This window comes from Salidesulfovibrio onnuriiensis (genome assembly GCF_008001235.1).
GTDB classification, from domain to species: Bacteria; Desulfobacterota; Desulfovibrionia; order Desulfovibrionales; family Desulfovibrionaceae; genus Pseudodesulfovibrio; species Pseudodesulfovibrio onnuriiensis.
The window spans coordinates 1,089,561-1,112,346 of sequence record NZ_CP040751.1; the positions used below are offsets into that span (position 1 = coordinate 1,089,561).

19 protein-coding genes are annotated in these 22,786 nt (G+C 61.2%); 16 read left to right on the forward strand and 3 right to left on the reverse strand.

Annotation, left to right across the window (positions count from 1 at the left end):
• The first annotated feature begins 5 nt into the window (after window positions 1–5).
• The 3 genes from FGL65_RS05060 to FGL65_RS05070 all read left to right on the forward strand — a co-directional run bounded on the left by FGL65_RS05060 (window position 6) and on the right by FGL65_RS05070 (window position 3,820).
• Window positions 6–857 carry a CPBP family intramembrane glutamic endopeptidase gene (locus FGL65_RS05060; RefSeq protein ID WP_147819965.1) on the forward strand — a complete coding sequence of 284 codons (852 nt, stop codon included), beginning with the start codon at window positions 6–8 and terminating at the stop codon, window positions 855–857.
• A 184-nt stretch (window positions 858–1,041) separates the two neighbouring features.
• The gene (locus tag FGL65_RS05065; RefSeq protein ID WP_147819966.1) at window positions 1,042–2,382 is read left to right on the forward strand and encodes a glucose-6-phosphate isomerase; all 1,341 of its coding nucleotides are present in this window, start codon (window positions 1,042–1,044) and stop codon (window positions 2,380–2,382) included.
• Window positions 2,383–2,386: 4 nt separating this feature from the next.
• Window positions 2,387–3,820: a sensor histidine kinase gene (locus FGL65_RS05070; RefSeq protein WP_250645578.1), complete on the forward strand. Its 1,434-nt coding sequence runs from the start codon at window positions 2,387–2,389 to the stop codon at window positions 3,818–3,820.
• A gap of 126 nt (window positions 3,821–3,946) precedes the next feature.
• Here FGL65_RS05070 and FGL65_RS05075 read toward each other — a convergent pair whose 3' ends face one another.
• A complete protein-coding gene (locus tag FGL65_RS05075; protein WP_147819967.1) occupies window positions 3,947–4,555 on the reverse strand; it encodes an XTP/dITP diphosphatase in 609 nt (202 codons plus the stop codon).
• Window positions 4,556–4,719: 164 nt separating this feature from the next.
• A complete protein-coding gene (locus tag FGL65_RS05080) occupies window positions 4,720–6,201 on the reverse strand; it encodes a two-component system sensor histidine kinase NtrB (RefSeq protein ID WP_147819968.1) in 1,482 nt (493 codons plus the stop codon).
• Window positions 6,202–6,333: 132 nt separating this feature from the next.
• Here FGL65_RS05080 and rimO point away from each other — a divergent pair, with 132 nt between their 5' ends.
• The 12 genes from rimO to rimK all read left to right on the forward strand — a co-directional run bounded on the left by rimO (window position 6,334) and on the right by rimK (window position 21,272).
• Window positions 6,334–7,650: a 30S ribosomal protein S12 methylthiotransferase RimO gene (gene rimO, locus FGL65_RS05085; RefSeq protein WP_147819969.1), complete on the forward strand. Its 1,317-nt coding sequence runs from the start codon at window positions 6,334–6,336 to the stop codon at window positions 7,648–7,650.
• Between the two features lie 111 nt (window positions 7,651–7,761).
• Window positions 7,762–9,144, forward strand: a complete 1,383-nt coding sequence (locus tag FGL65_RS05090; RefSeq protein WP_147819970.1) for an FAD-binding oxidoreductase — start codon at window positions 7,762–7,764, stop codon at window positions 9,142–9,144.
• A 4-nt stretch (window positions 9,145–9,148) separates the two neighbouring features.
• On the forward strand, window positions 9,149–10,552 hold the full coding sequence (locus tag FGL65_RS05095) for a DHA2 family efflux MFS transporter permease subunit (protein ID WP_147819971.1): 1,404 nt from the start codon (window positions 9,149–9,151) through the stop codon (window positions 10,550–10,552).
• A complete protein-coding gene (locus tag FGL65_RS05100) occupies window positions 10,552–11,670 on the forward strand; it encodes a (Fe-S)-binding protein (protein WP_147819972.1) in 1,119 nt (372 codons plus the stop codon). The genes FGL65_RS05095 and FGL65_RS05100 overlap by 1 nt, the downstream gene beginning before the upstream one ends.
• Before the next feature lie 72 nt (window positions 11,671–11,742).
• Window positions 11,743–12,645 carry a hypothetical protein gene (locus FGL65_RS05105; protein WP_147819973.1) on the forward strand — a complete coding sequence of 301 codons (903 nt, stop codon included), beginning with the start codon at window positions 11,743–11,745 and terminating at the stop codon, window positions 12,643–12,645.
• 123 nt (window positions 12,646–12,768) lie between these two features.
• The gene (locus FGL65_RS05110; RefSeq protein ID WP_147819974.1) at window positions 12,769–13,629 is read left to right on the forward strand and encodes a hypothetical protein; all 861 of its coding nucleotides are present in this window, start codon (window positions 12,769–12,771) and stop codon (window positions 13,627–13,629) included.
• 103 nt (window positions 13,630–13,732) lie between these two features.
• Window positions 13,733–14,452 carry a hypothetical protein gene (locus tag FGL65_RS05115; RefSeq protein ID WP_147819975.1) on the forward strand — a complete coding sequence of 240 codons (720 nt, stop codon included), beginning with the start codon at window positions 13,733–13,735 and terminating at the stop codon, window positions 14,450–14,452.
• Entirely contained in the window at window positions 14,449–15,225 is a 777-nt protein-coding gene (locus tag FGL65_RS05120) for a hypothetical protein (RefSeq protein ID WP_147819976.1), read from the forward strand. The genes FGL65_RS05115 and FGL65_RS05120 overlap by 4 nt, the downstream gene beginning before the upstream one ends.
• A 146-nt stretch (window positions 15,226–15,371) precedes the next feature.
• On the forward strand, window positions 15,372–17,912 hold the full coding sequence (gene secA, locus FGL65_RS05125; protein WP_147819977.1) for a preprotein translocase subunit SecA: 2,541 nt from the start codon (window positions 15,372–15,374) through the stop codon (window positions 17,910–17,912).
• Between the two features lie 195 nt (window positions 17,913–18,107).
• On the forward strand, window positions 18,108–19,742 hold the full coding sequence (locus FGL65_RS05130; RefSeq protein ID WP_147819978.1) for a hypothetical protein: 1,635 nt from the start codon (window positions 18,108–18,110) through the stop codon (window positions 19,740–19,742).
• Window positions 19,743–19,911: 169 nt separating this feature from the next.
• Complete coding sequence (locus FGL65_RS05135) at window positions 19,912–20,370, forward strand: ATP-dependent zinc protease family protein (protein WP_147819979.1); 459 nt, start codon at window positions 19,912–19,914, stop codon at window positions 20,368–20,370.
• Window positions 20,367–21,272: a 30S ribosomal protein S6--L-glutamate ligase gene (gene rimK, locus FGL65_RS05140; RefSeq protein WP_147819980.1), complete on the forward strand. Its 906-nt coding sequence runs from the start codon at window positions 20,367–20,369 to the stop codon at window positions 21,270–21,272. The genes FGL65_RS05135 and rimK overlap by 4 nt, the downstream gene beginning before the upstream one ends.
• A 122-nt stretch (window positions 21,273–21,394) precedes the next feature.
• On the opposite strand, the gene FGL65_RS05145 is transcribed toward rimK, so the two are convergent.
• Complete coding sequence (locus tag FGL65_RS05145; RefSeq protein ID WP_147819981.1) at window positions 21,395–21,862, reverse strand: DUF3124 domain-containing protein; 468 nt, start codon at window positions 21,860–21,862, stop codon at window positions 21,395–21,397.
• A gap of 142 nt (window positions 21,863–22,004) precedes the next feature.
• Here FGL65_RS05145 and FGL65_RS05150 point away from each other — a divergent pair, with 142 nt between their 5' ends.
• A complete protein-coding gene (locus FGL65_RS05150; protein ID WP_147819982.1) occupies window positions 22,005–22,760 on the forward strand; it encodes a substrate-binding periplasmic protein in 756 nt (251 codons plus the stop codon).
• Window positions 22,761–22,786 lie beyond the last annotated feature (26 nt).

The following is a 22,786-nucleotide window of genomic DNA, read 5'->3' on the forward strand; positions in this document are numbered from 1 at the left end:
CATTCATGCGCTGGAAACCGATCCTTCTCTTTCTTGCCATCACCTTTGCCCTGACCTGGGGCGTCGAGATCCTGCTCATTGCCCGCGGGCTGGGTTTCCGGGGCGTTCTGGGCACCGCCGACATGCTCTCGCTGGTGGCCTGCATGTGGATCCCGGGCCTGTGCGCCCTGGCCGTACATCGGCTCGTGGAAAAACGGCCCGTTAGGGAACTGGGCCTGCGCTTCGGCTCTTGGAAGGGGTACGCCCTGGCAGTGGCGATCGTGCCCCTGGCCTATGTCGCCATCTTCGGGCTGACCTGGCTCCTGGGGCTGGGTGCGCCGGACTGGCAGCTGCGGGCCCTGACGGATCTTCAGCCGGCCGGGCAGGAAGTGGACATCGCCTCCATCTACCTGACCGTGCTGCCCGCCAGCATTTTCCTGGGCCCGGTAATCAACCTGCTTCCCGCCCTGGGCGAGGAACTGGGCTGGCGCGGTTTTCTGCTGCCCCGGTTCATGGGCCTGGGCAAGCTGCGCGCCTACCTGCTGCTCGGCCTCGTCTGGGGCCTGTGGCACGCGCCGCTCATCTGGGTGGGATTCAACTACCCCGGCTATCCGGTGCTCGGCATCCTCATGATGGTCCTCGGATGCACGGCGTTCGGCGCGCTGTTCAACGAGATGACGCTCCAATACGGCTCTGTGTTCCTGGCCGCATTCCTGCACGCGGCCCTCAATTCCCAGGGCTACGGCATCTGGAACTTTTTGTTCCCGGACGTGAACCCCATGCTGGGCGGGGATACCGGTCTCACGGGCCTGTTCGTCTGGTCGCTCCTGGCGCTTTGGGCCGTGCGGACCTTTCGCGTCAAGGCAAATCCCTCCTGAAGTGCCCGGAATTCCAGGCCGAGTTTTATCAATTAGTAAAATATATCCAAAATCATGGTTCCCGGTCCCGGAAATGGGCTATGGTAAATCAAAATCAATGCGAATACCCGTTGCGCAGGAAATAAAAACAAGGCATTACAACAGGATGCCCGTGGCGCGCGGTTAAAATCTTCAGGAGGACCCCATGGCGGATATACTTGATTGGAGCGGATCGAAACTGGAAAAGCTGGACATGGCCACCTTCGAGACCCGGGCGGGTGAAATGGCCGACCGGCTGCGCAGGGAAGTGGCCGACGGCAAGCTGCCGTTTCTGAGCATGCCCTACCTGGACAACCTCCTCACCCAGCTCGAGGAGCTGAAGGGATTCCTGAAGCAGTTCGACCACATGCTCCTGTTGGGCATCGGCGGCTCGGCCCTGGGCGCCCGCGCCCTGCAGCAGGCGTTTTTCCCGCGCCAGGATCAGCCCTGCCACGACGGACCGTGGCTGTGGATCGCGGACAACGTGGACGCCTACGCCCTGGAATCCTACATGGCCAAGCTGCCGCCCGAAAAGACCGTGGTGGTCACGGTCTCCAAGTCCGGCGGCACCATCGAGACCGTGGGGCAATATTTCATCATGAAGGAATGGATGCAGCGCAAGCTGGGCGACTCCTGGTCCAAGCACATGCTGCTGGTCACGGACGAGAAGCAGGGCTTCCTGCGCGAGGAAGTGAACCGCTACGGCATCACGTCCCTGCCCGTGCCCGACAACCTCGGCGGCCGCTATTCCGTGCTTTCCGCCGTGGGGCTCATTCCGGCCGTGTTCCTGGGCATCGACGTGCCTATGCTGGTCAAGGGCGCCCGGGAAATGGCCGACGCCCTGGCCAACCCGGCGCTGGACGGCGACAAGCTCTCCAGGCTGCCGTCCTTCCATCTGGCCGCCTGGGGCAATGCGCTCATGAAGGCCGGATTTGATGAGTTGATCTTTTTCGCCTACATTCCCCTCTGGGCGAGCTGGGGCGACTGGTTTGCCCAGCTCTGGGCCGAAAGCATCGGCAAGGAGGGCAAGGGAAGCCAGCCCATCCCGGCCATCGGGGTCACGGACCAGCATTCCGTGAACCAGATGTTCCTGGACGGCAAGCGCAACAAGGCCTGCCTGTTCCTGACCTGCCCCAAGCTGCCGGCCGGCCCCAAGTTTCCCACGGACCTGCCCGACAAGTTCGACTATGTGCGCGGCAAGGATTTCGGGGAGCTGATCCAGGCCGAAGGGCTCGGCACCCGCATGGCCCTGCAGAAGAACGGGGTGCCGCTTGTGGAGATCCGCCTCGAGTACGACGACGCGAGGCAGGCCGGAAAGATGATCGTGCTGCTGGGCGCGGCCACCATCCTCACCGGCTGGCTCATGGACATCAACCCTCTGGACCAACCCGCGGTGGAATTGGGCAAGCGCCTCGCCAAGGCGCGCCTGGGCGCGGATGGGCTCACCGAGGAAACGGCGGACCTGAACGCCTTCCTCACGTCGCAGAGGGACGAACGGGAGTTCTGATCACTTGAACCAGACGCAGAACAGCGGCGAAAGGCCGCTTCAGTTCGTCAAGCTGCTCTCTTGGAGCGTGATGACCCTCATCCTCGGGTCCAGTTTGGCGCTTTCCATCTTCATTTCCAAAACGGCCGAAAACGCCCTGCTCAAGAAGCAGGAGCAGTTCGGCCTTTTGCTTGCCGAAAACCTCAGCCACCAAGTTTACACCCGTTTCGCCCTGCCGGTCATGATCCGCTATGGCCGCATCAGCCTGAGCGAGGAGGACCAGTTCAACCGTCTGGATCAGGTGGTGCGCAACACCATCCACAGCTTCCGGGTGCGCGAGCTGCACATCTTCTCCAAGGACGGCACGGTGACCTATTCGCTGGACACCGACGAGATGGGCAAGCCGGGCAGCGACCAGAAGGATCTCGACGCGGTCGCCGACGCCTACCAGAACGAACGATTCAAAGCCAAGATCATCGAGAACATCTCCAAGTTCCGCGCGCTGGTCAGCATCCGGAACCCCAAGCCGGGGTCCATCATGCTCAAGGCCTACTACCCGCTGCGGGCCGAGCAGAACCTGGCCGCCATCTCGGACAATCCCATCATGGGCATCCTGGAATTCGAGCAGGACATCACCGAGGAATACATGGCCGTCATCAACCTGGAACGGCTTATCGTGGCCCTTTCCCTGCTCACCTCCCTGGTGCTCTTCATCCTGATCATGACCCTCATGCGCCGGGCCGAAAGGCTGAACATGCAGCGGATTGAGGAAAAGGAACTTCTGGAACGCGAGCTGCATCAGCAGGAAAAGCTGGCGGGCATGGGCCGCATGGTGGCCGGGGTAGCGCACGAGATCCGCAACCCCCTGGGCATCATCTGCTCCAGCTCCGAGCTGATCCTCAAGAAGGCCAGGAAGGAAGAGAATCCGCACACCCGGCTCATCGAGGCCGTGCACGAGGAGGCCAAGCGGCTTTCCCGCACCGTGGGGGAATTCCTGGACTACGCCCGGCCCAAGCATCCGAACCTGTTCGACCTGGACGTGGGCCGGATCCTGGACCAGGTGGCCGTGTTTCTGGAGCCCGAATGCGAGAAGCTGGGCGTGACCATCGACCGCATCTACCACGGCGACCTTTCGGCCCGGGGGGACAAGGACCTTCTGTACCGCGCCTTCTACAACATCGTTTCCAACGCCATGCAGGCCATGGAAAAGGGCGGCAAGGTCAGCGTCAGCGCCGTGGGTGACAATGGCGTGGTGCACGTGACCGTCTCGGACACGGGGCCGGGTTTTGACGAGGAGAGCCTGGGCAAGGTGCGCGACCCGTTCTTCACCACCAAGGACACGGGCACGGGCCTGGGGCTGGCCATCGTCAACTCCATCATGGAAAGCCACAAGGCCCAGTTCCAGATCGGCAACAATGCCGAGGGCGGGGCGCGCATCGACATGATCATCCCGAAGTAAAGGCTGCCCAGAAGGACGCATCTACTTTGTTGTTTCAAAAAACAGCCCACGGCTTGCCTTGCAAGCCGTGGGCTGTTTTTCGTCTGGAGTTGAAAGGGGCGAGCCATTTGGTCGCCGGAGGCGTCCTTATTTCCGCGCCTTTTCCCAGAAGCCGGGCCAGATCTCCAGCATCCTGCGGATGGCCTTGCCCCGGTGGGAGCGGGAATGCTTGAGCTCCGCCGAGATCTCGGCCACGTGCCTGCCCAGTTCCGGGTCCACGAAGATGACATCGTAGCCGAAGCCGCCTTCGCCGCGATATTCGTAGCCGATGCGGCCCTCGTAGGAGCCCTCGGTGGTGATTTCCTCGCCGTTGGGAGCCACGGCCGCCATGATGCAGCGGTACCGGGCCGTGCGTTTTTCGTCGGGCACGCCGTCCAGTTCCTTGAGCAGCTTTTCGTTGTTGGCGTGGTCGTCGTGGCCGTCGCCCGCGAAACGGGCCGAGTAGACGCCCGGCGCGCCGCCCAGGTGGTCCACCTCCAGGCCGGAGTCGTCGGCAACCGCCACCAGGCCGGTGGCCTTGCACACGGTGCGCGCCTTGATGAGCGCATTGTCCCGGAAGGTCTCGCCGTCCTCCACGATGTCGCCGATCTCGGGGAAATCGGACAGGGGCTTCACTTCCACGCCCAAAGGCTTGAGCAGTTCCGCGAATTCCCGGATCTTCCCCTTGTTGTTGGTAGCCAGAACGATCGTATCCACGAATGATCTCCATCACGGCTGCTTCCAGGCGCGCCGGCGAACAGCCCTTGTGTTTGTGTTCAACCCCGGAATTTTGGTGGGGAGGGATGGGGATTGGAGGAAAAAAGGAGTTCCTTTTTCAAAAGGCGCTCCTCTCTTCCCCCAACAACAACCGACAGGATTTCTTACTCGGGAGCCGGGGATTCCGCAACCGCAAGAATGGGCGGCAGGAGCAGGGTGATGCGCGTGCCCTTGCCCACGGAGCTGGTCAGGTCCACTTCGCCGCCGATCTCGTCCATGATCTTGCGGGTCATGGCCAGCCCCAGGCCCGAGCCTTTGCCCTTGGTGCTGAAGAAGGGGCTGAAGATCTTTTCACGCACCTCGGGCTCGATGCCCACGCCCGTGTCTTCCACGGTGAGGGTTGCGTAGTCCCGGTTCATGCCCGTGGCAATGGTCAGCACCCCGCCTTCGGGCATGGCCTCGATGGCGTTCTTGACCAGGTTGATGAGACATTGCTTGATGACCTCGGGGTTGGCCTTGACCATGGCCATGCCCGCCTCCAGCTCCCTGACCAGTTCGATGTGCTGCTGGGACAGGCCGAGCCCCATGACCTCCATGGTGGAAGTGACCAGCTCGTTGATGTCCACCATGGTGATCTCGGCCTCGGTGGGCCGGGTGAAATTGATGATGCTCTTGAGGATGATGTCCAGGCGGCGCGATTCCTCGAGAATGATGTTCAGCTTTTCCCGCACCTTGTCGTCCACGGACTTGTTGCGCACCAGGGAGTTGGCGAACCCGCTGATGGTGAACAGGGGGTTGCGGATCTCATGGGCGATGTACGTGGAAAGCTCGCCGATGGAGGCCAGTTTTTCGGACTGCTGCAGCCGCTGCTCCATTTCCATGCGGCGGGTGATGTTGCGGCGCATGGCCACCACGTTGCACAGGTTGCCCGCCTCGTCGTGGATGGGGTAGGTGTAGATGCGATAGTACTGGACGCGCCCGTCCTCTCCGACGTATGAGGCAAGGGCCTCGCCGCGTTCGTCGGTATGCAGGGTCTGCTGGAAGGGACAGTCGTGCTCTTCGTTGCCCATGGCATGCATGCCCGTGAAAATGGCATGCAGGTCGCGGCCGATGATCTTCCGGCTGGGCATGTCGGCCCGGTCGCGGGCCTTCTGGTTGGAGTCCAGTACCCGGCCGTCCAGGTCCAGGAACAGGATCTCCTCGTCCATCTGGTCGATGATGGTCTTGAGCATGCTCTGGGTGTGCAGCAGGTCCAGCTTGCAGGCCACCCACATCTTGTCCTGGGTCAGCAGCTTGATGAAGAAGTTGGCGGCCGTCTGTTCCACCAGCGTGATGTGGGACGGCAGGGTCGCCCGGAGCTCGGCCACAAAGGACGGACGCCCCGTGGCCTCGATGACCAGGTTGATTTCCGGATGCTTTTCGAGCATCTCCTGGTAATTGGTGTAGGTGCGGATGGACCCGACCGGCTGGTACAGGCCGGGCAGGGCTCCCTGGCCCGGGAAGGCGGCGGCCACGATGCCGATTTCGCCCAAGACGGCGTCATTGGCCTGGTCCCGGAATGTTTCCCAGAAGGCCATGAGCGCGGGGAGATCCCCGATCACGCCGATGGAATAGCGTTTGCCGTCGACTACTTGACTGGACACCATACAAAACTCCCGGTGGTTGGCAGTGATTGTACCGTACCATTCTATACGGTGCTGGACAATGCGCAAGACTGTTTTATGACTTATCCCAATGTCGAAAACACTATATTATAATCAGTATAACAGGACCCTTTCATGATAGAGACGAAACCCCTTTCCGTGCTGACCATCAGCCTTGGCTGCCCCAAGAACCGCGTGGACACGGAACGCCTTCTCGGCGCGCTGGGTACGGGCGTGCGGCCCGTGGACGAGGTGGCCGGGGCCGACCTGGTGCTCATCAACACCTGCGGCTTCATCGAGCCCGCAGTGGAGGAATCGGTCTCCACCATTCTGGGAACCGTGCAGGACATGGAGGACATGACCGGGAAACGTCCGGTGCTGGCCGTGGCCGGGTGTTTGGTGAGCCGGTACGGCAGCGACCTCATGTCCGAAATGCCCGAGGTGGACCTCTGGCTGTCCACGGACGAGCTGGAACGGTGGCCCGGCATGGTGGAAAAGGCTCTGGGCCGCACCGCCGACGAGAGCCTGCCCCGCAGCCTGAGCACCGGGCCGGGATACGCCTACCTCAAGATCAGCGAGGGGTGCTCCCACGACTGTAAATTCTGCACCATTCCGTCCATCCGGGGCGCGCACCGCAGCTGGACCGTGGACTACCTGGCGGAAGAGGCCGCCCGGCTGGTTTCCGGCGGCGTGCCCGAACTGATCGTGGTGGGCCAGGACTCCACCCACTACGGCTCGGACCTGGGGCTCAAGAACGGGCTGCAACAGCTGCTGGAGGCGCTCCTGCCCCTGCCCGGCCTGGAGTGGCTGCGGCTCATGTATCTTTATCCGGCAGGGCTCACCGAAAGCCTGCTGAGCTTTCTGCGCGACGCGGGCAAGCCGTTCCTACCCTATTTCGACATCCCGCTGCAGCACGCCCATCCCGAGGTGCTCTCGTCCATGGGCAGGCCCTTTGCCCACAACCCGGACAAGGTCGTGGAGCGGGTGCGCAAGTATTTCCCGGAAGCGGCCCTGCGCACCACCTTCATTGTGGGCTATCCCGGCGAGACCGACGAACATTTCCAACAGCTCATGGACTTTGTGGAGCGGACCCGTTTCCATCACCTGGGCGTGTTTCCGTACTGGCCCGAGGACGGCACTCCCGCCGCGGCCATGGACAACCAGGTCCCGGACGAGGTCAAGATCGAACGGCGCGACGCGCTCATGGAGCTGCAATCCTCCATTTCCGAGGAGATCATGGCCGGATACGTGGGCGAAAAACTTCCCGTGCTCGTGGAGGAGCCCTCGCCGGAATGGCCGGGCCTGTTTACGGGCCGCACCTGGTTCCAGGCCCCGGAGGTGGACGGCATCACCTATGTGAGCGCCGAGCCCGGCGTGGAACTCGTTCCCGGCACCATCGTGGAGGCCGAGATCGAGCAGGCCCAGACCTACGACCTGGTGGGGCTGGTGTAGATTTCAGGGCCGGGGCGCAATCCCCGGCCTTTTTCCCCGCGCCCGATCCATTGACACGCCGGTGGCCGGGACATACTTTCCCAAAACTGTCTTTCCATATACATAACCGACATGCCCCCAAAGCAGCTCACTCCTGAACAGGAATCCTTTCTGGCCGACCTTTTCCCGGGCACGGGCCTGCTGACCTCCCCCGAACGGGTGGCTCCCTTTTCCGCGGACGCCAGCCGGTTGCGCGCCATGCCCCTGGCCGTGGTGCGCCCGGAGACCGCCGGGCAGGTGGCGGAACTGCTGCGCTGGGCCGACACCGAACGCATGCCCCTGTATCCCCGGGCCCGGGGAACCGGCACCGTGGGCAATGCCGTGCCCGCGCAGCCGGGCATCGTGGTTTCCATGCTGGCCATGAATCGCATCCTGGACATCGATGAGCGGGACTTCGTGGCCGTGGTCCAGCCCGGCGTCATCACCGGCGACCTGCAGCGGGCCGTGGCTGAAAAACGCATGTTCTATCCGCCCGACCCGGCCAGTTCGGGGTTTTCCACGGTGGGCGGCAATGTCTCCACCTGTGCGGGCGGGCTGCGGGCCGTGAAGTACGGCGTGACCCGCGACTACGTGCTGGGCCTGGAGGCCGTGCTGCCGGGAGGCCGGACCCTGCGTTCGGGCGGGCGCTCCCACAAGGACGTGGTGGGCCTGGACCTCACGAGACTTTTCGCGGGCTCGGCTGGCAAGCTCGGGCTCATCACCGAACTGACGCTGAAGCTGCTGCCCAGGCCCGAGACAACGGCCTCGGTTCTGGCGGGTTTTTCCGATATCCATCGCGCCATGGAAGGTGCCGCCGCCGTGTTTGGGGCGGGCATTCTTCCGGCGGCCCTGGAGTTCATGGACAAGGCCACGCTCTCGGCCCTGGAGCTTGCCGGAACCTCGCCCCTGCCCAGGGAGGCCCGCGCCGCTCTGCTGGTGCGCGTGGACGGTTCCGAAGCCGTGGTACGGGCCGAGCTGGAACGGCTGGAAACGGCCCTGCGCCGGACCTCGCCCGCACAGCTCCTGGCGGGAAGGGGAGAGGACGAGGAAGCCCTCTGGGACGTGCGCCGGGGCATCAGCCCGGCCTCGTTCAACCTCAAGCCCGACAAGCTGAGCGAGGACATCGCGGTGCCGCGCGGCCGCGTGGCCGAGGCCGTGGACGGCGTGCACGCCATTGCCGCGAAACACAGCCTGACCATCATGTGTTTCGGGCACCTGGGCGACGGAAACATCCACGTAAACATCATGCACAATGCCTCCTGGCCCGAGGAGGCCGCCAGCGCGGCCCGGGCCAAGGACGAGGTCTTCGGGCTGGCCCTTTCCCTGGGCGGCACCATTTCGGGCGAGCACGGCACGGGCCTGACCAAGGCCGACTACGTGGCCCGGCAACTGGACCCGCTGCAACAGAATCTCATGACCGACATCAAGCGACTCTTCGACCCCCACGGGATCATGAATCCCGGAAAAGGCTGGTAATCACATGCTCAAGCGGGAAGATCTCATTGTTCTCAGCGTCTGTTTCGGCGCGTTCATCAGTTGCCTGGACAGCTATATCGTCAACATATCCCTGCCGGAGATTGCCACGGCCTTCAACACGGACGTGGTCAGCGTTTCGGCCGTCACGGTCTATTATTCGCTGCTCATGACCTGTTCCATGCTGGTCTGGGGCAAGGCCGCGGACCGCCTGGGAGCCCGCAGGCTCTTTCTGGCCGGTTACGTCGTGTTCACCCTGAGCTCCCTGGCCTGCGGCCTGGCCTCCAGCCTGGAAATGCTGGTGGTGGCCCGCTGCGTCCAGGGTGTGGGCGCGGCCTCCCTGTTCGCCATCGGCATGACCATCGTGGCCCTGTACGTGCCGCCCCACATGCTGGGCAAGGCCTACGGGCTGGTAGCCACGTCCGGGGCCCTGGGCCTGACCTTCGGCGCGCCCCTGGGAGGGCTCATCACCGGCCTGTTCGACTGGCGCGGCGTGTTCCTGGTCAACGTGCCCATCGGCATCCTGGCCTGGATGCTGACCCGCCAGGCCGTTCCCCGGACCGAGGAGAGGAACGAGGTGGGCAAGCCCTTTGACATCATGGGCGCGCTGCTCAGTTCCGCGGCCCTGTTTTCCCTGGTCTGGGCCGCTTCGGCCTGTGAGCGCCAGGGATGGCAATCCCCGGATTTCCTCATCTTTTCCGGGCTTGCCGTGGCGCTTGCCGTCCTGTTCATCCTGCAGGAGCGCCGCCATTCCAGCCCGCTGGTCAACCCGGCCCTGTTCCGGGACCGGGGATTCCCCCTGGCCGTGAGCGTGGGCATGATTCTCATGTTCACCCTGGGCGGAGTGGCCCTGATCATTCCCTTCCACCTCATCTGGGGCAAGGGGCTTTCCGTGGAAACGGCCGGGCTGGTCATGGCCATGTTCTCGGGCGTGGGCGCGGTGCTCAGTCCCTTCACCGGCAGGCTGGCCGACAAGGTGGGCGCGGCGCGGCTCTGTCTGGCGGCCATGGTCCTGGGAGCAGGCGCCTCCCTGTTTTTCGCCAATACCGCCCAGATGCCGGGCCTGACCACCACCTTCATTTTTCTGCTGGTTTTCGGCCTGGGAACCAGCCTGTTCTTTCCGGGCGGCAACGCCCTGATCATGCAGCTGGCCCCCCGGGAACACAAGGGAACCGCGGGCGCGGTCAACGCCACCTCGCGCACCCTGGGCATGGCGCTGGGCGCTTCCATTTTCGCGGCCCTGCTGCCGCACCACGGCGTTACCGGCGAGCTGCCCCCCGGGGCCATGTTCGTGCCCTGGACCTTTGCGGCCGTGGTCCTGGCCGTGGCCCTGCTGATGTGTTTCCCGCTGGTCACGGACGAGCGCCGCAAGAAGCGTGAACTGCGCGAGCGCGAAGGGAGCGGGGCCTAATGGACTGCATCCTGTGCGGCAAATGCCTGGAGGTCTGCCCCCTGTTGCGGGCCACGGGCCGCGAGGAGCTGGGGCCGCGCGCCAAGGCGGACCTGTCCGCCCTGCTGCGGGGGGACGCCGTGGCGCTCGACGCCGAGGATGTGGCCCGTCTGGCCGGGCTGTGCCTGGGCTGCCGGCGCTGCCGGGAAAAATGCCCGCAGGGCGTGGATGTCCCGGCCTTGGTGGCCGGGCTGCGCGCCGAGCATCCGGATTTCCGGGCCTGGTTGTGGAAGACCTGGCTCAAGCGGGCTCGGGAGCTGTGGCCCAGCTCCGGCATGGCCGCCAAGTTGATTCCCGAAAAATTCCAGCCCGAACGGCTGGCCCCGTTTCTCAAGGCCCTTTCCCTGCTCAGGGGCGGCCCGCATGTGCGGCCGTTCGTGGCCGTGGAGGCGCTGCCCGATCTCCGGGGCGAAACCGTGCTGCTTTTTTCCGGGTGCACGGCCCGGTATGTGCGCAAGGAGTGGCGCAGGGCGGCCGAGAAGCTGCTCGAGGCCATGAACGCCGGGCTCCACAAGGATAAGTTCGAATGCTGCGGCATGGGCCTGGAGTCCGCCGGTTTCGGCCCGGACGCGGCCAGGATGCGCGAGAAAAACATTCGGGCCTGGCGCAGGGCCGGGAAGCCCCGGGTCGTGACCCTGTGCGTTTCCTGCCACAAGGGCCTGGCCGACTATGCGGACGGCTTCGAGGACGCGGCCGAGGCAGGGGAGTGGGCCGAGGCGCTGACCCCCATTTCCGCGCTTTTACTGGATGGTCGTTATATGCTAACCGAAAACGCTCCTGCGCGGGTGGGGTATCACCGCCCCTGCCATGCGACCGGGAACGATCTGGATCATGCCCTGCTGGCGTCAGTCCTTGGGGAGCGACTGCCGACGCCGGACGGGCGTGAATGCTGCGGGTTCGGCGGCATCATGCAGCTCGGCGCGCCCGAGCTCTGCTCCCAGGTTAATGAGCGCTGCTGGCAGAGCCTCGCGGGCTCGGAAACGGTGATCACGGGCTGTTCGGCCTGCGCCGCGCAGCTCACGGCCACGGCTCCCGAAGGGGTTCGGGTGGGCCACTGGCTGGAAATGTTCGATTTGTAGGGGAGTAGAAAAGGGGCCGCACCGGTCCCGCAGGCGGTTCGAATGTACTTTTACTGAAATGGGGTGGGACCTGTGATCAAAAAGATTTCTCCGCTCGGGGTCTTCGGCAATTCATTTAAACTGATCTGGAAACGCAAGCTGGCTGTTCTGGCCTATCTGGCCGTCGGCGTGCTCATGCTTGGCGTCTGTTTCGCATTTCTCACGCTCTGGGGCACGGTTGTCCCGGATAACGCAACCGGGGAACAGTTTACGCAACAGGTGCCGTCCCTGTGGTTCATTTTCGGCGGATTCGGGGTCATTGCGTTCTTTCTGCTCGGGTACAAGGCCTGGAGCCTGAGCCTGCAATACCATTTTTTTCTCGCCCAGGCCGGGCAGAGCAAGTATCTCCCGCCGAAGCTGCTGACAAAAACGATCTTTGGCGTCGGCTACAGCTATGCCATTGGCATCGTCACCGGGTTCATCACCCTGCCCATCCCGCTGCTGGGCGTTGCGAAATACGCGGGCATGAACTCCATGATGGCACTCCTGTCGCTGTCGCAGGACATTACCTTCCTGGCGGCGGTATTCACGCTCTGGGCCGTGCTCAGCGCCGCACTATATGTCAGGCTGTCCCTGGTGTTCCCGGCAATCGCCTACGGCAGGAATTCCGGGCTGCTGGATGTCTGGCAGATATCCAAAGGCCACGGGATACGGCTGTTCGTTTCCGCGCTGCTGTTCTTCCTGTTCATGGCGCTCACCGTGCCGCTGGCCGTTTGCGCCCAATTCATGGACGGTATGGGGGGCATTGCCCTCCTGTCGCTGGCGGGAATCATCCTGGTCCTGAGCGAAGTGCTCTGGAACGCCATGTATGCGGTCTGGTACAAGGAACTGCTGCTCAGGGGCATCAGGCTGAAGCGCGCGGGCGCTGGGCCGACGCAAAGGTCCATATCCACACGGGGTGTCATGCAGCCCGCAACCGTGGATCTGAAATTGTAAACAAACCGATAGCCCGCCTTAGAAAGCGGGCTTCACATTGTCTCGGGCACTGCCGAAGGGAAGGGCGAGGGCCCCGGCGGGTGACGGGATGATCACTATAGCAAAACGATAAAGGTACACATCATGATTGGAAGCATAACCGTTGGAAGCATTCTCAAAGATTCACTGAAACTTGCCTGGAACAGGAAATGGGTTATCCTCGCTTTCCTGCTTTTTTCCTTGCCGGTGCTTGTGGCCGTGGTCATGGGCGGAGCGTTTTTTCTGGGGATCTTTGAACCTCTGAATCTCTCGGATGCGGGGAGTGCCGCCCTAGCTGTCCTGATGGGGCTGATTTTTCTATTCCTTATGGGAGCGTTCGGGATGTGCGTTTATTATAACTTCGTTACTGCACTGCGTGGTGAACCCCGCTTTATCCCAGCCAATCTGGCCCGAAAAACCATGCGTTCGTGTCTGACCATGTTTGTTCTCGCCATCATCGCGCTACTGGTCAGCTTTGCAGCGGCCATCCCCTTCGGCCTTATCTTTACAGCGACTCTCACCGCGACGCAGTCCTTACCTCTTATCATGGCGGGAGGCATTCTGGGCGGCATTGCGTTCGGGTTCGTTGTATCTGCGATCATCTACCGCATGAGCATCGTGTTTCCCGGTATTGCCATGGACGAGACCAAAACCATCGGAGGAGCATGGGACCTGGCCAAAGGGTTCACCCTGAAGATGGTCATGGTTCTTTTCATCATTGAAATCCCTTCGATAACGATGGACATTATTCACGGGTATCTTCAGCTGACCTACCCCATGAATGTTAACATACTTCTTGGTGGAACGATTGCATCCTATATTCTGTACACACTCGTAGGCACCGTAAACTTCCTCACCATTGTTGTCTGGTATGAGAAATTACATGTAAGACACGCGGAAAGGCTTGAAGCCAAAACGGAGCTCCAGCCCGAATCCACCGCCGACGAAGTTGCCGATCTGATTTAACCAACACGGCCCGCCTCTCAGGGCGGGCCTTTTTCCTACGACATAAATGACATCCCTTTCCCTCGCAAAAGAATCCCTCTCCCTGTTGTTGCGCAACCGCCTCATGACAGGCGCATACCTGCTGGCGTTCACCGCAGTCTATCTGCTGACCCTTCTGATTCCTTTTCACGATCACATGCCGTTTCTCGTCTCGGGGCTGGCAGGGGATCTGTTCAGTTTCCTGTTTCTGGCGCCGTTGGCGATCCTGTTCTACGGAAAACTGCTGTCCCGGTCCGGCGTGGAGAGCGGACACGCTCTGCTGCTGCGCAGGGCGCTGCTCTTCCTGGCCGGAATGTTTCTCATCAAGGTGATTTTCTGGCTGGGGGACGGGCTGCTCTCTGTGCTGGTTCCCTATCCCGAGGACATGGCCGACGATGCCGCGTTCGAGCGCTACGACGCGGTTATGCGCACCAGTCGGTACGTACTCCAGGCCCTCTGCTGCCTGTGTTTCTCCCGGGTGGCGCTGTTCTTTCCGGCCCTGGCGCAAGGCGGCAAACGCCCGCTGGTACGCGCCTGGAAACGGGGACGCGGCCAGACGCTCGGGCTGTACCTCGGCCTGGCTGTCCTGGTGGTGCCGCTGGAAACAGTCAGTTACGTGCTGTTCGATCTGTATTGGGAGAGTCTCTTTCGCTGGACCGAATATTTCTTCCGCATCTCCGAAGACACCTTCTACCTGCGCATGAACGCGGCGGGCGCGTTCATGAGCGCGCTCATGTTCATCCTGCTGGCCGGAGGGCTGTGCGCGGCGTATGCGGCAGTGGAGCAACAAAAGGACGACGCATGACCAAGATCAATCCGTTCTCCCTGGCAAAGGAATCCTATGCCCTGCTGTGGCGAAACCGCCGCATGGCCGGGGCGTTCATCGTGATATACGTATTGGTCTATTCGTTGGTGAGCTTGGTCCCCCTATACCACATTGTTCCCTCATCGCATGTGTTTTTCAAACTATTCACCAGTCTGCTTCTGGCCCCGGCGGTCGTGGCCCTGTATCAGGTATTTCTCGCTGCTCCGGATGAGCGAAACAAGCTGTACATTCCGCACGACATCGGTAAAAAAACCGTACTTTTGGCGACCAGTCTTTTCGTCTTCAAGATAGGCTACTGGTTGGTTTGTCTAAAGCTTCCCAACTTTTTTCTTCAGCCGGTCAACCCAACAGATTCCGCTGCTTGGAGACAGTTCTCGAAACAGATGATGATCGTAGGTCCGGCATCGGTACTAATTTATGCCTATTGCGTGACCAAGGTGGCTCTCTTTTTCCCAACCATGGTCGCAGGACGAAGCTATCCCTTAAGAACCGGCTGCAAACTGACGCGTGGCAATGTGACTCGAATATTTATGGGCCTGACAGTGGCGGTCATTCCCGTTTATCTGTTGAGCCTCGGGCTGGCAGTGGGGCCGACGGCCTTTTTTTTCATATGGTTCAGTAATTTAAACACTCTGCCAATGTGGCTGCACGGGATGCTCATGATGGCAGTCAATTCGGTCTTTGAATCGATGCCGTTCATGGTCGCGACCGCCGGATTGAGCACGGCGTACAAAACACTGACCGATTCCTGATTCCCGACTCGCCCGGTTTGGCAATTGGCAATGGCGGCCTGCCTTTCTCTTTGGTATAAGCGGTTGACCCGAGCCCGAACAGGTCTTAACTGCATACGGGCGGATGACATCGATACCCACTCCACCCCCTAAGGAGAATCATATAAATGCTCAAATTCCTTTTTGGATCCAAGAACGACCGCTACCTGAAAAAACTGGAGCCCATCATCGCCCAGATCAATGATCTGGAGCCGCAGATGCAGGCTCTTTCCGACGAGGATTTCCCGGCCAAGATCAATCAGTGGAAGGACGAGGTCCAGAACCAGGGCCGCGACCTGGACGACCTCCTGCCCGAATGCTTTGCGCTGGTGCGCGAGGCGGGCCGACGCGCCATGGGCATGCGCCATTACGACGTGCAGCTCATCGGCGGCATGGTCCTGCACCAGGGCAAGATCTCGGAAATGAAGACCGGTGAGGGCAAGACCCTGGTGGCGACCCTGGCCGTGGTGCTCAACGCGCTTTCCTGCAAAGGTGTGCACGTGGTCACGGTCAACGACTACCTGGCCAAGCGCGACGCCGAGTGGATGGGGCAGCTTTACGGCTTCCTGGGCCTTACCGTGGGCGTTATCGTGCACGGGCTTTCCGACGAGGAACGCAAGGCCGCCTACGCCTCCGACATCACCTATGGCACCAACAACGAATTCGGGTTCGACTACCTGCGCGACAACATGAAGTTCTACAAGGAACAGCTCGTGCAGCGCGAACTCAACTACGCCATCGTCGACGAAGTTGACTCCATCCTCATCGACGAGGCGCGCACCCCGCTGATCATCTCCGGCGCGGCCGACTCGGCCTCGGGCCTGTACCAGCGCATCAACGGCCTGGTGCCCAGCCTGAAGATGTCCACCCCACGCGATCCCGAGGACAAGGACACCCCGCCGGACGGCGACTTCGAGCTGGACGAGAAGGGCAAGACCATCACCCTGACCGACGCGGGCGTGGAAAAATGCGAGGAGCTGCTGGGCATCGACAACCTGTTCGACCCGCAGCACATCTCCCTGCAGCACCACATCCTGCAGGCGCTCAAGGCGCACCACTGCTTCCATCTCGACGTGGACTACATGGTCACCGAAGGCCAGGTGGTGCTGGTGGACGAATTCACGGGTCGTCCCATGCCGGGCCGCCGCCTGTCCGAGGGCCTGCACCAGGCCATCGAGGCCAAGGAAGGCGTGAAGGTGGAATCCGAGAACCAGACCCTGGCCTCCATCACCTTCCAGAACTATTTCCGCATGTATGAAAAGCTGGCGGGCATGACCGGTACGGCGGACACCGAATCCGTGGAATTCAACCAGATCTACGGGCTCGAGGTCATCGTCATCCCCACGCACAAGGACATGATCCGCAAGGACCACCCGGACGCGATCTTCAAGAGCCAGCAGGAAAAGTACAACGCCATCGCCCTGGATATTCAGGACTGCTACAAGCGCGGCCAGCCCGTGCTTGTGGGCACCGTGTCCATCGAGAAGTCCGAGCTCATCTCGCGCATGCTCAAGAAGCTCAAGGTGCCGCACAACGTGCTCAATGCAAAGCACCACGAAAACGAGGCCCAGATAGTGGCCGAAGCCGGTGAAAAGCAGAAGGTCACCATCGCCACCAACATGGCCGGCCGAGGCACGGACATCAAGCTGGGCGAAGGCGTCAAGGAACTGGGCGGCCTGCACATCCTGGGCACCGAACGCCACGAATCCCGGCGTATCGACAACCAGCTGCGCGGCCGTTCCGGTCGCCAGGGCGACCCGGGCTCCTCGCGTTTCTATCTGGCCCTGGACGACGATCTCATGCGTCTGTTCGGCTCGGACCGGCTCAAGGGCATCATGGAGCGCCTGGGCATGGAAGAGGGTCAGGCCATCGAGAACAAGATGGTCTCGGGGGCCATTGAAAAGTCCCAGACCCGGGTGGAAAACCACCACTTTGAAATCCGCAAGCAGCTCCTGGAATACGATGACGTCATGAACCAGCAGCGCCACGCCATCTATGAACTGCGCCGCGACCTCATGTCCGCGGAAAGCATGGACGGCATTGTCGAGGAATACGCCGAGGACCTGTTCGAGGAGATCCTTTCCCCGGCCCTGGCCGAAAAGAACCTGGACGACGAGACCAAGGCCGCCGTGCGCCTTCGCCTGGAAGAGGTCTTCGACTTCGGCCGCTACGAGGGCTTCCGCAATTCGGACGAACTGCCGGGCCTGGATCAGGCCATGGCCTGGACCAAGGACATCCTCAAGGTGCTGGAGGCTTCCGCCCCCGGTCATTACCAGGAAATCCTGCGCTACTTCCTGCTGGAGTCCCTGGACCGCAACTGGAAGGAACACCTGCTGAACATGGACCACCTGCGCGACGGCATCGGACTGCGCGGCTACGGCCAGAAGGACCCCAAGCAGGAATACAAGCGCGAAGGCTTCGAGCTGTTCCAGGAGATGATCTACACCATCAAGGAAACAGCCATGCGCGCCTTCTGCCACCTGCGCATCGAGGCCGAGGTCAAGGAAGAGGAATTTCAGCACGAAACCAACGAGGACGTGGAATACCAGGACAGCGAATCCTCCCGCAGGAAGCAGACCACGGTGCGGCGCGACGCCCCCAAGGTGGGCCGCAACGATCCCTGCCCCTGCGGGTCGGGCAAGAAATACAAGAAGTGCTGCGGCAAGTAGGCCGTAGGCGTTTCAGGCATATGAGGCCGCCGTCCCTTGGGACGGCGGCCTTTTTGTGTTAATTGGCCGAAAAAAAACAAACCGATTATTATGAAAAACCTAAAGATTCGTATCCGGTGCGCCGAAATATAGGAAACAGGATATTGTTTTCCAAGCGACTTCTGTTGTCCCCTGCGGCATCACACGGAGAGATCCATGAACGAAATATCCGGCTTCACGCCTGTTCTCTATTCGCAAACGTCCCTTACGGACACTGCTGCGTCTTCCAAGGCGACGCAGCAGCAATCCCGGCAATCGACCTTCGACCACGCCGAAATCTCCAAGGAAGGCCTGGCCCGGCTGGAGGAGCAGACCTGGAGAAAAGCCATGGAGCAGGCCGAGGCAAGCTCCGGAGCCGAAGGCGGGGAGACGAACCAGAGCCTCTGGACCTCCCGCTACGGCCTGGAAAGCGGCACCTTCTTCAAGGCGGACGGGAGCAAGGAAATCGTTTCGGTCAAGGACAACGAGATAGAGATCCTGAAATACCAGGGAGATCGGCTGGTCAGCAAAACCACGGGATTCGCCGATTCCACCAGTGCGACGACCAATACCGAATACTATGACGAAGAAGGCAAACTCATACAGACGGCAAGCGTCATCGTCAGCGGGATTGACGACACGTCCTCCAAGGAGAGCCGCGCCTCGCTGCAGCGAAGCATGCAATGGTTCAAGGACGGGGAGGTCGTCAGGGAAATGCGGGATTGGAACGTGGTGCAGGCCAATTACAAGCCTGTTGATCCGGAGCACATGTCCGCCGATACCTTGGAAGGCATGATCGGTGCCACAACCCGGGACAAACTGTCCTCCTCCTACGGTGCGAGCTTCCGGGAATACAGCAACGGCAAACTGATCCGTTCCGCCGAGATATCCCATTCCCTTACCGCCGAGGGAGTCCTGAACCGGTCCAGAGACAAGGATGTCGAATTCGACCGGGCAAAGCCCGTTTTTTCGACCGTCATCAATGACTACGATGAAGAGGGAAACCTTGTCAGGGAAGCGGCTTTTTCCGAAAAGATCGGCACCAAACCCAAGGGCATGTTCAAGCCGAGCGTGGCCTTGCTGGAACAGAATTCCCGTGTCTCCTGGTATACGGACGGAAAACTGGTCAAGAGAACCGAGGGAGAACTCGAAGTCGAAGAGTCCAGGGCGTCCAATCTCCCGTCACGCGCGGACATGCTCGGCGTCCTGGGGCTGAGCCAGGAGGACTATGTGAAACCAAAGCCTCAGTCCGCCGGTGAACTGCTCTCCGCAAAATTCGCCAAGGCCATTGGCCAATCCACTGACGCCAGCGATCCGGGCTGGGAAGAGGATTACGTCAATGCAGGCGATCCCGATACGCTGCGAAACACACGGTCGCCATATTCGATATCCGTTTCCAACGAGGTCTATAGCGAAGGCCGGTTGGTTGCCCGTCAGGTGGATGAGGAACGCTCAGAGGAAAATACGCTTCCCCTCGAATCCCGCTTCCGCACGGGAAGAGGGTTGACCGAAGGCTCTATCCCGGAACTGCTCCACAGCAGCCGGCATGTGGACGAAAGTTTCGAGAACGGGATTGTCAGCACCCGGGGCGAGATCGACATGCACGAAACCCTGAAGCAGGACGACCGGGGGCTTTACACGGTGGAGACAGTGCAAAACGCCACGCTGCTCAAATCCGGGAACACGGAAAGGGACTTCCGGACCATGGGCCGTGAACTCAAGGATGTGGACCCGGAATTTGGCAAGGCCTCGGAAATGTGGGAACGGGAGGCGGACCTGACCGTGGATGATATTATGGGGATGTTGGGCTGATATCATTGGAGAAGTCCCAGAATAAAAAACAAATCTTCAGTCGCCCATGAAAAAGCCCTGCCAATGAGAGCAGGGCTTTTTTTATGGACATACCCTTCAAAAAAAACTACATCCCCGCTGCAACCCGGAAAAGGGTTTGATTTCATAGTGATAAAGTGAGTTATATTAATTGGATAGAGAAAAAATCATCGTCGGTTGGCGCGAATGCGTGGAGCTGCCGCAATTGGGTGTGGGCGCGGTGCGCGCCAAGGTGGATACCGGGGCCCTGACCTCGGCCCTGCACGCCTTTTTTGTGGAGCCCTTCGAGCGCGACGGCCAGGAATGGGTGCGTTTCGGTCTGCATCCGTTCCAGAAGGATGAATCCGTGGAGATCATCTGCGAATCGCCGGTGCACGACCGCCGCGAGGTGACCAACTCCGGCGGCCAGACCGAGGAGCGCTACGTCATCCGGACGCTCATGCGCCTGGGCGGCGTGGAAAAGCGCATTGAACTGACCCTGACCAACCGCGAGGAACTCGCCTACCGCATGCTGCTGGGCCGCCGGGCCCTGCGCAAGATCGCGGTGGTGGACCCCTCGAAATCATATCTGCTCGGGCGTTGTCCCGATAAAGAGGACGCCCTTTCATGAACATTGCCATTCTTTCCCGCAAGCCGGAGCTCTATTCCACCGCCCGGCTGGCGGAAGCCGCAAAGGAACGCGGCCACAGCGTGCGGGTCATCAACCCGCTGCGCTGCTACATGAACATCACCAGCCACCAGCCCACCATCCACTACAAGGGCGAGGAGCTCACGGACATTGACGCGGCCATCCCGCGCATCGGCGCGTCCATCACCTTTTACGGCACGGCCGTGGTGCGCCAGTTCGAGATGCTGGGCGTCTACTGCATCAACGAATCCGTGGCCATCACCCGGTCGCGCGACAAGTTGCGCAGCCTGCAGCTGCTGGCCCGCAAGGGCATCGGCCTGCCCGTGACCGGTTTCGCCAACTCCACCATGTACACCCAGGACCTCATCGACATGGTGGGCGGCGCACCCCTGGTCGTCAAGCTCCTGGAGGGTACCCAGGGCGTGGGCGTGGTCCTGGCAGAAACGCCGCAGGCGGCCGAGAGCGTCATCGACGCCTTCCGTGGCCTCAAGGCCAACTTCATGGTCCAGGAGTACATCAAGGAGGCCAAGGGCTGCGACATCCGCTGCATCGTGGTGGGCGGCAAGGTGGTGGCGGCCATGAAGCGCAAGGGCAAGGAAGGGGATTTCCGTTCCAACCTGCATCGGGGCGGCACTGCTTCGGCGGTGCGCATCACCCCCGAGGAGCGCTCCACGGCCGTGCGTTCGGCAAAGATCATGGGCCTCAACGTGGCGGGCGTGGACCTGCTGCGCTCCAATCACGGCCCGGTGGTCATGGAGGTCAATTCCTCGCCCGGCCTGGAAGGCATCGAGGACGCCACCGGCAAGGACATTGCCGGGATCATTGTCGAATACATGGAAAAGAACGCCGCGCCCAACAAGACCAAGACCAAGGGCAAGGGATAAATTTCGCCTCCGGCGGGCAAGGGGAATACTTCCCCTTGCCTCTCCTTTCAATAAACAGAGTCCGCTGCTCGCAATGCGAGCAGCGGACTCTGTTTATGTGCCGGATTTTGTCCCGGATACGGCTACTTGTCTTCGCTGATGACCCAGCCCTCGCAGACAAAGGAGATGCCCTGAGTGGAGGCCGTGCCGATCATGACCGCCTGGATCACGGGCGCATTGACCACCATGTCCCCCTTCCAGTGCACCAGGAAGTTGGCGCCCGAGCCGCCGCTGTTGTCGCGTTCGGGGATGTAGAATTCGGCCGTACCCAGCGGCTGCACGATAATGGGTTTTTCCAGGTGGTTCTTCACCAGGATGCCGTCGGAATCGTAGTAGCGCACCAGGGTGACCTTGATGGTGTTGGACGGGTCGGTATTGCGGATGCTGAGCAGGGCGGAAAGATTGTAGGGTTTGCCCTTGATGCCCTGGTAGATGTGCGAATACACGGGAACGTAAACGTCCTGCCCCTGGGACAGCTTGACGCTTTCCGCGGCCAGGGGCGCGGCGTTCAGCAGGATGGCGAATATGGCGATAAGTATTTTTTTCAACATGATAGCTCTCCATGCAGGGTTGCGCTTTCGTTCCTGTATGCCCTCTCCGGCGGCTTGTTGCAAGCGGGATTCACATTTTGTCCTTCCTTGTGCCCACCGTGCATAATTGCTAATGGTCTCGGGGAGTCACGAGGAGACGAGCATGATTCGATGGGGCCTTGCGATAGTATTCGCCGTATGCATGACCGCGCCCTCCATGGCGGGCGGTAAATTTCTCGTCGGCGTGGAGGACATCCGCTACTATCCCCAGTACTCCACCAACAACGGCATCTATACGGGCTACGGTCGCTCGGTGCTGGACGGATTCGCCAAAAGCCGCGGCTATGAATTCGAATACATCCCGCTTCCCGTGCTTCGGCTTTACGAGCGCTTCTTCAAGACCGACGAGCTGGATTTCAAGTATCCGGACAATCCCGATTGGCAGCGCTCCCTGCGCCCGGTCCGGGATATCTGGTACAGCGAGCAGATATCCGAGGCTTACGACGGTGTCATGGTCCTGCCGCTTCGCAAGCGCATGGAGGTGGAGCAGCTGCGCGTGCTCGGAACCGTTCGCGGCTTCACGGCGACCCGGTATGAAAACCTCATCGATTCCGGCCAGGTGGAGCTTGTGTATACCGACGACTATCTCTCGCTCATCGAGATGGTCCTCCAGGGCAGGGTGGACGGCGGGTTCGGCTGTCTCGCCGTGGCCCGCTACAACCTGGAGCACATGGAACGCTCGCCCGAGGCCCTTACATTGGCACCCAATTTGCCGTATACAAGGGTTGCCTACCGCCTTTCCACGCGGAAGCATCCGAGAATAATCCGGGAATTGAACGAATACCTGCAAACGAACAAGGAACGACTCAAGCTGCTTCTGGACCGGTACGGCCTGGGCAGACGGATTCGAAAACCCTAACGCGGCCCTGCCGCACCCTGCTTTCC

Coding starts and splice junctions, on each gene's coding strand:
- rimO (WP_147819969.1), top strand. CDS start 6,334: ATGATAGAGACGAAACCCCTTTCCGTGCTGACCATCAGCCTTGGCTGC.
- FGL65_RS05145 (WP_147819981.1), bottom strand. CDS start 21,862: ATGTTGAAAAAAATACTTATCGCCATATTCGCCATCCTGCTGAACGCC.
- secA (WP_147819977.1), top strand. CDS start 15,372: ATGCTCAAATTCCTTTTTGGATCCAAGAACGACCGCTACCTGAAAAAA.
- FGL65_RS05095 (WP_147819971.1), top strand. CDS start 9,149: ATGCTCAAGCGGGAAGATCTCATTGTTCTCAGCGTCTGTTTCGGCGCG.
- FGL65_RS05080 (WP_147819968.1), bottom strand. CDS start 6,201: ATGGTGTCCAGTCAAGTAGTCGACGGCAAACGCTATTCCATCGGCGTG.
- FGL65_RS05100 (WP_147819972.1), top strand. CDS start 10,552: ATGGACTGCATCCTGTGCGGCAAATGCCTGGAGGTCTGCCCCCTGTTG.
- FGL65_RS05115 (WP_147819975.1), top strand. CDS start 13,733: ATGACAGGCGCATACCTGCTGGCGTTCACCGCAGTCTATCTGCTGACC.
- FGL65_RS05150 (WP_147819982.1), top strand. CDS start 22,005: ATGATTCGATGGGGCCTTGCGATAGTATTCGCCGTATGCATGACCGCG.
- FGL65_RS05090 (WP_147819970.1), top strand. CDS start 7,762: ATGCCCCCAAAGCAGCTCACTCCTGAACAGGAATCCTTTCTGGCCGAC.
- FGL65_RS05120 (WP_147819976.1), top strand. CDS start 14,449: ATGACCAAGATCAATCCGTTCTCCCTGGCAAAGGAATCCTATGCCCTG.
- FGL65_RS05060 (WP_147819965.1), top strand. CDS start 6: ATGCGCTGGAAACCGATCCTTCTCTTTCTTGCCATCACCTTTGCCCTG.
- rimK (WP_147819980.1), top strand. CDS start 20,367: ATGAACATTGCCATTCTTTCCCGCAAGCCGGAGCTCTATTCCACCGCC.
- FGL65_RS05065 (WP_147819966.1), top strand. CDS start 1,042: ATGGCGGATATACTTGATTGGAGCGGATCGAAACTGGAAAAGCTGGAC.
- FGL65_RS05130 (WP_147819978.1), top strand. CDS start 18,108: ATGAACGAAATATCCGGCTTCACGCCTGTTCTCTATTCGCAAACGTCC.
- FGL65_RS05110 (WP_147819974.1), top strand. CDS start 12,769: ATGATTGGAAGCATAACCGTTGGAAGCATTCTCAAAGATTCACTGAAA.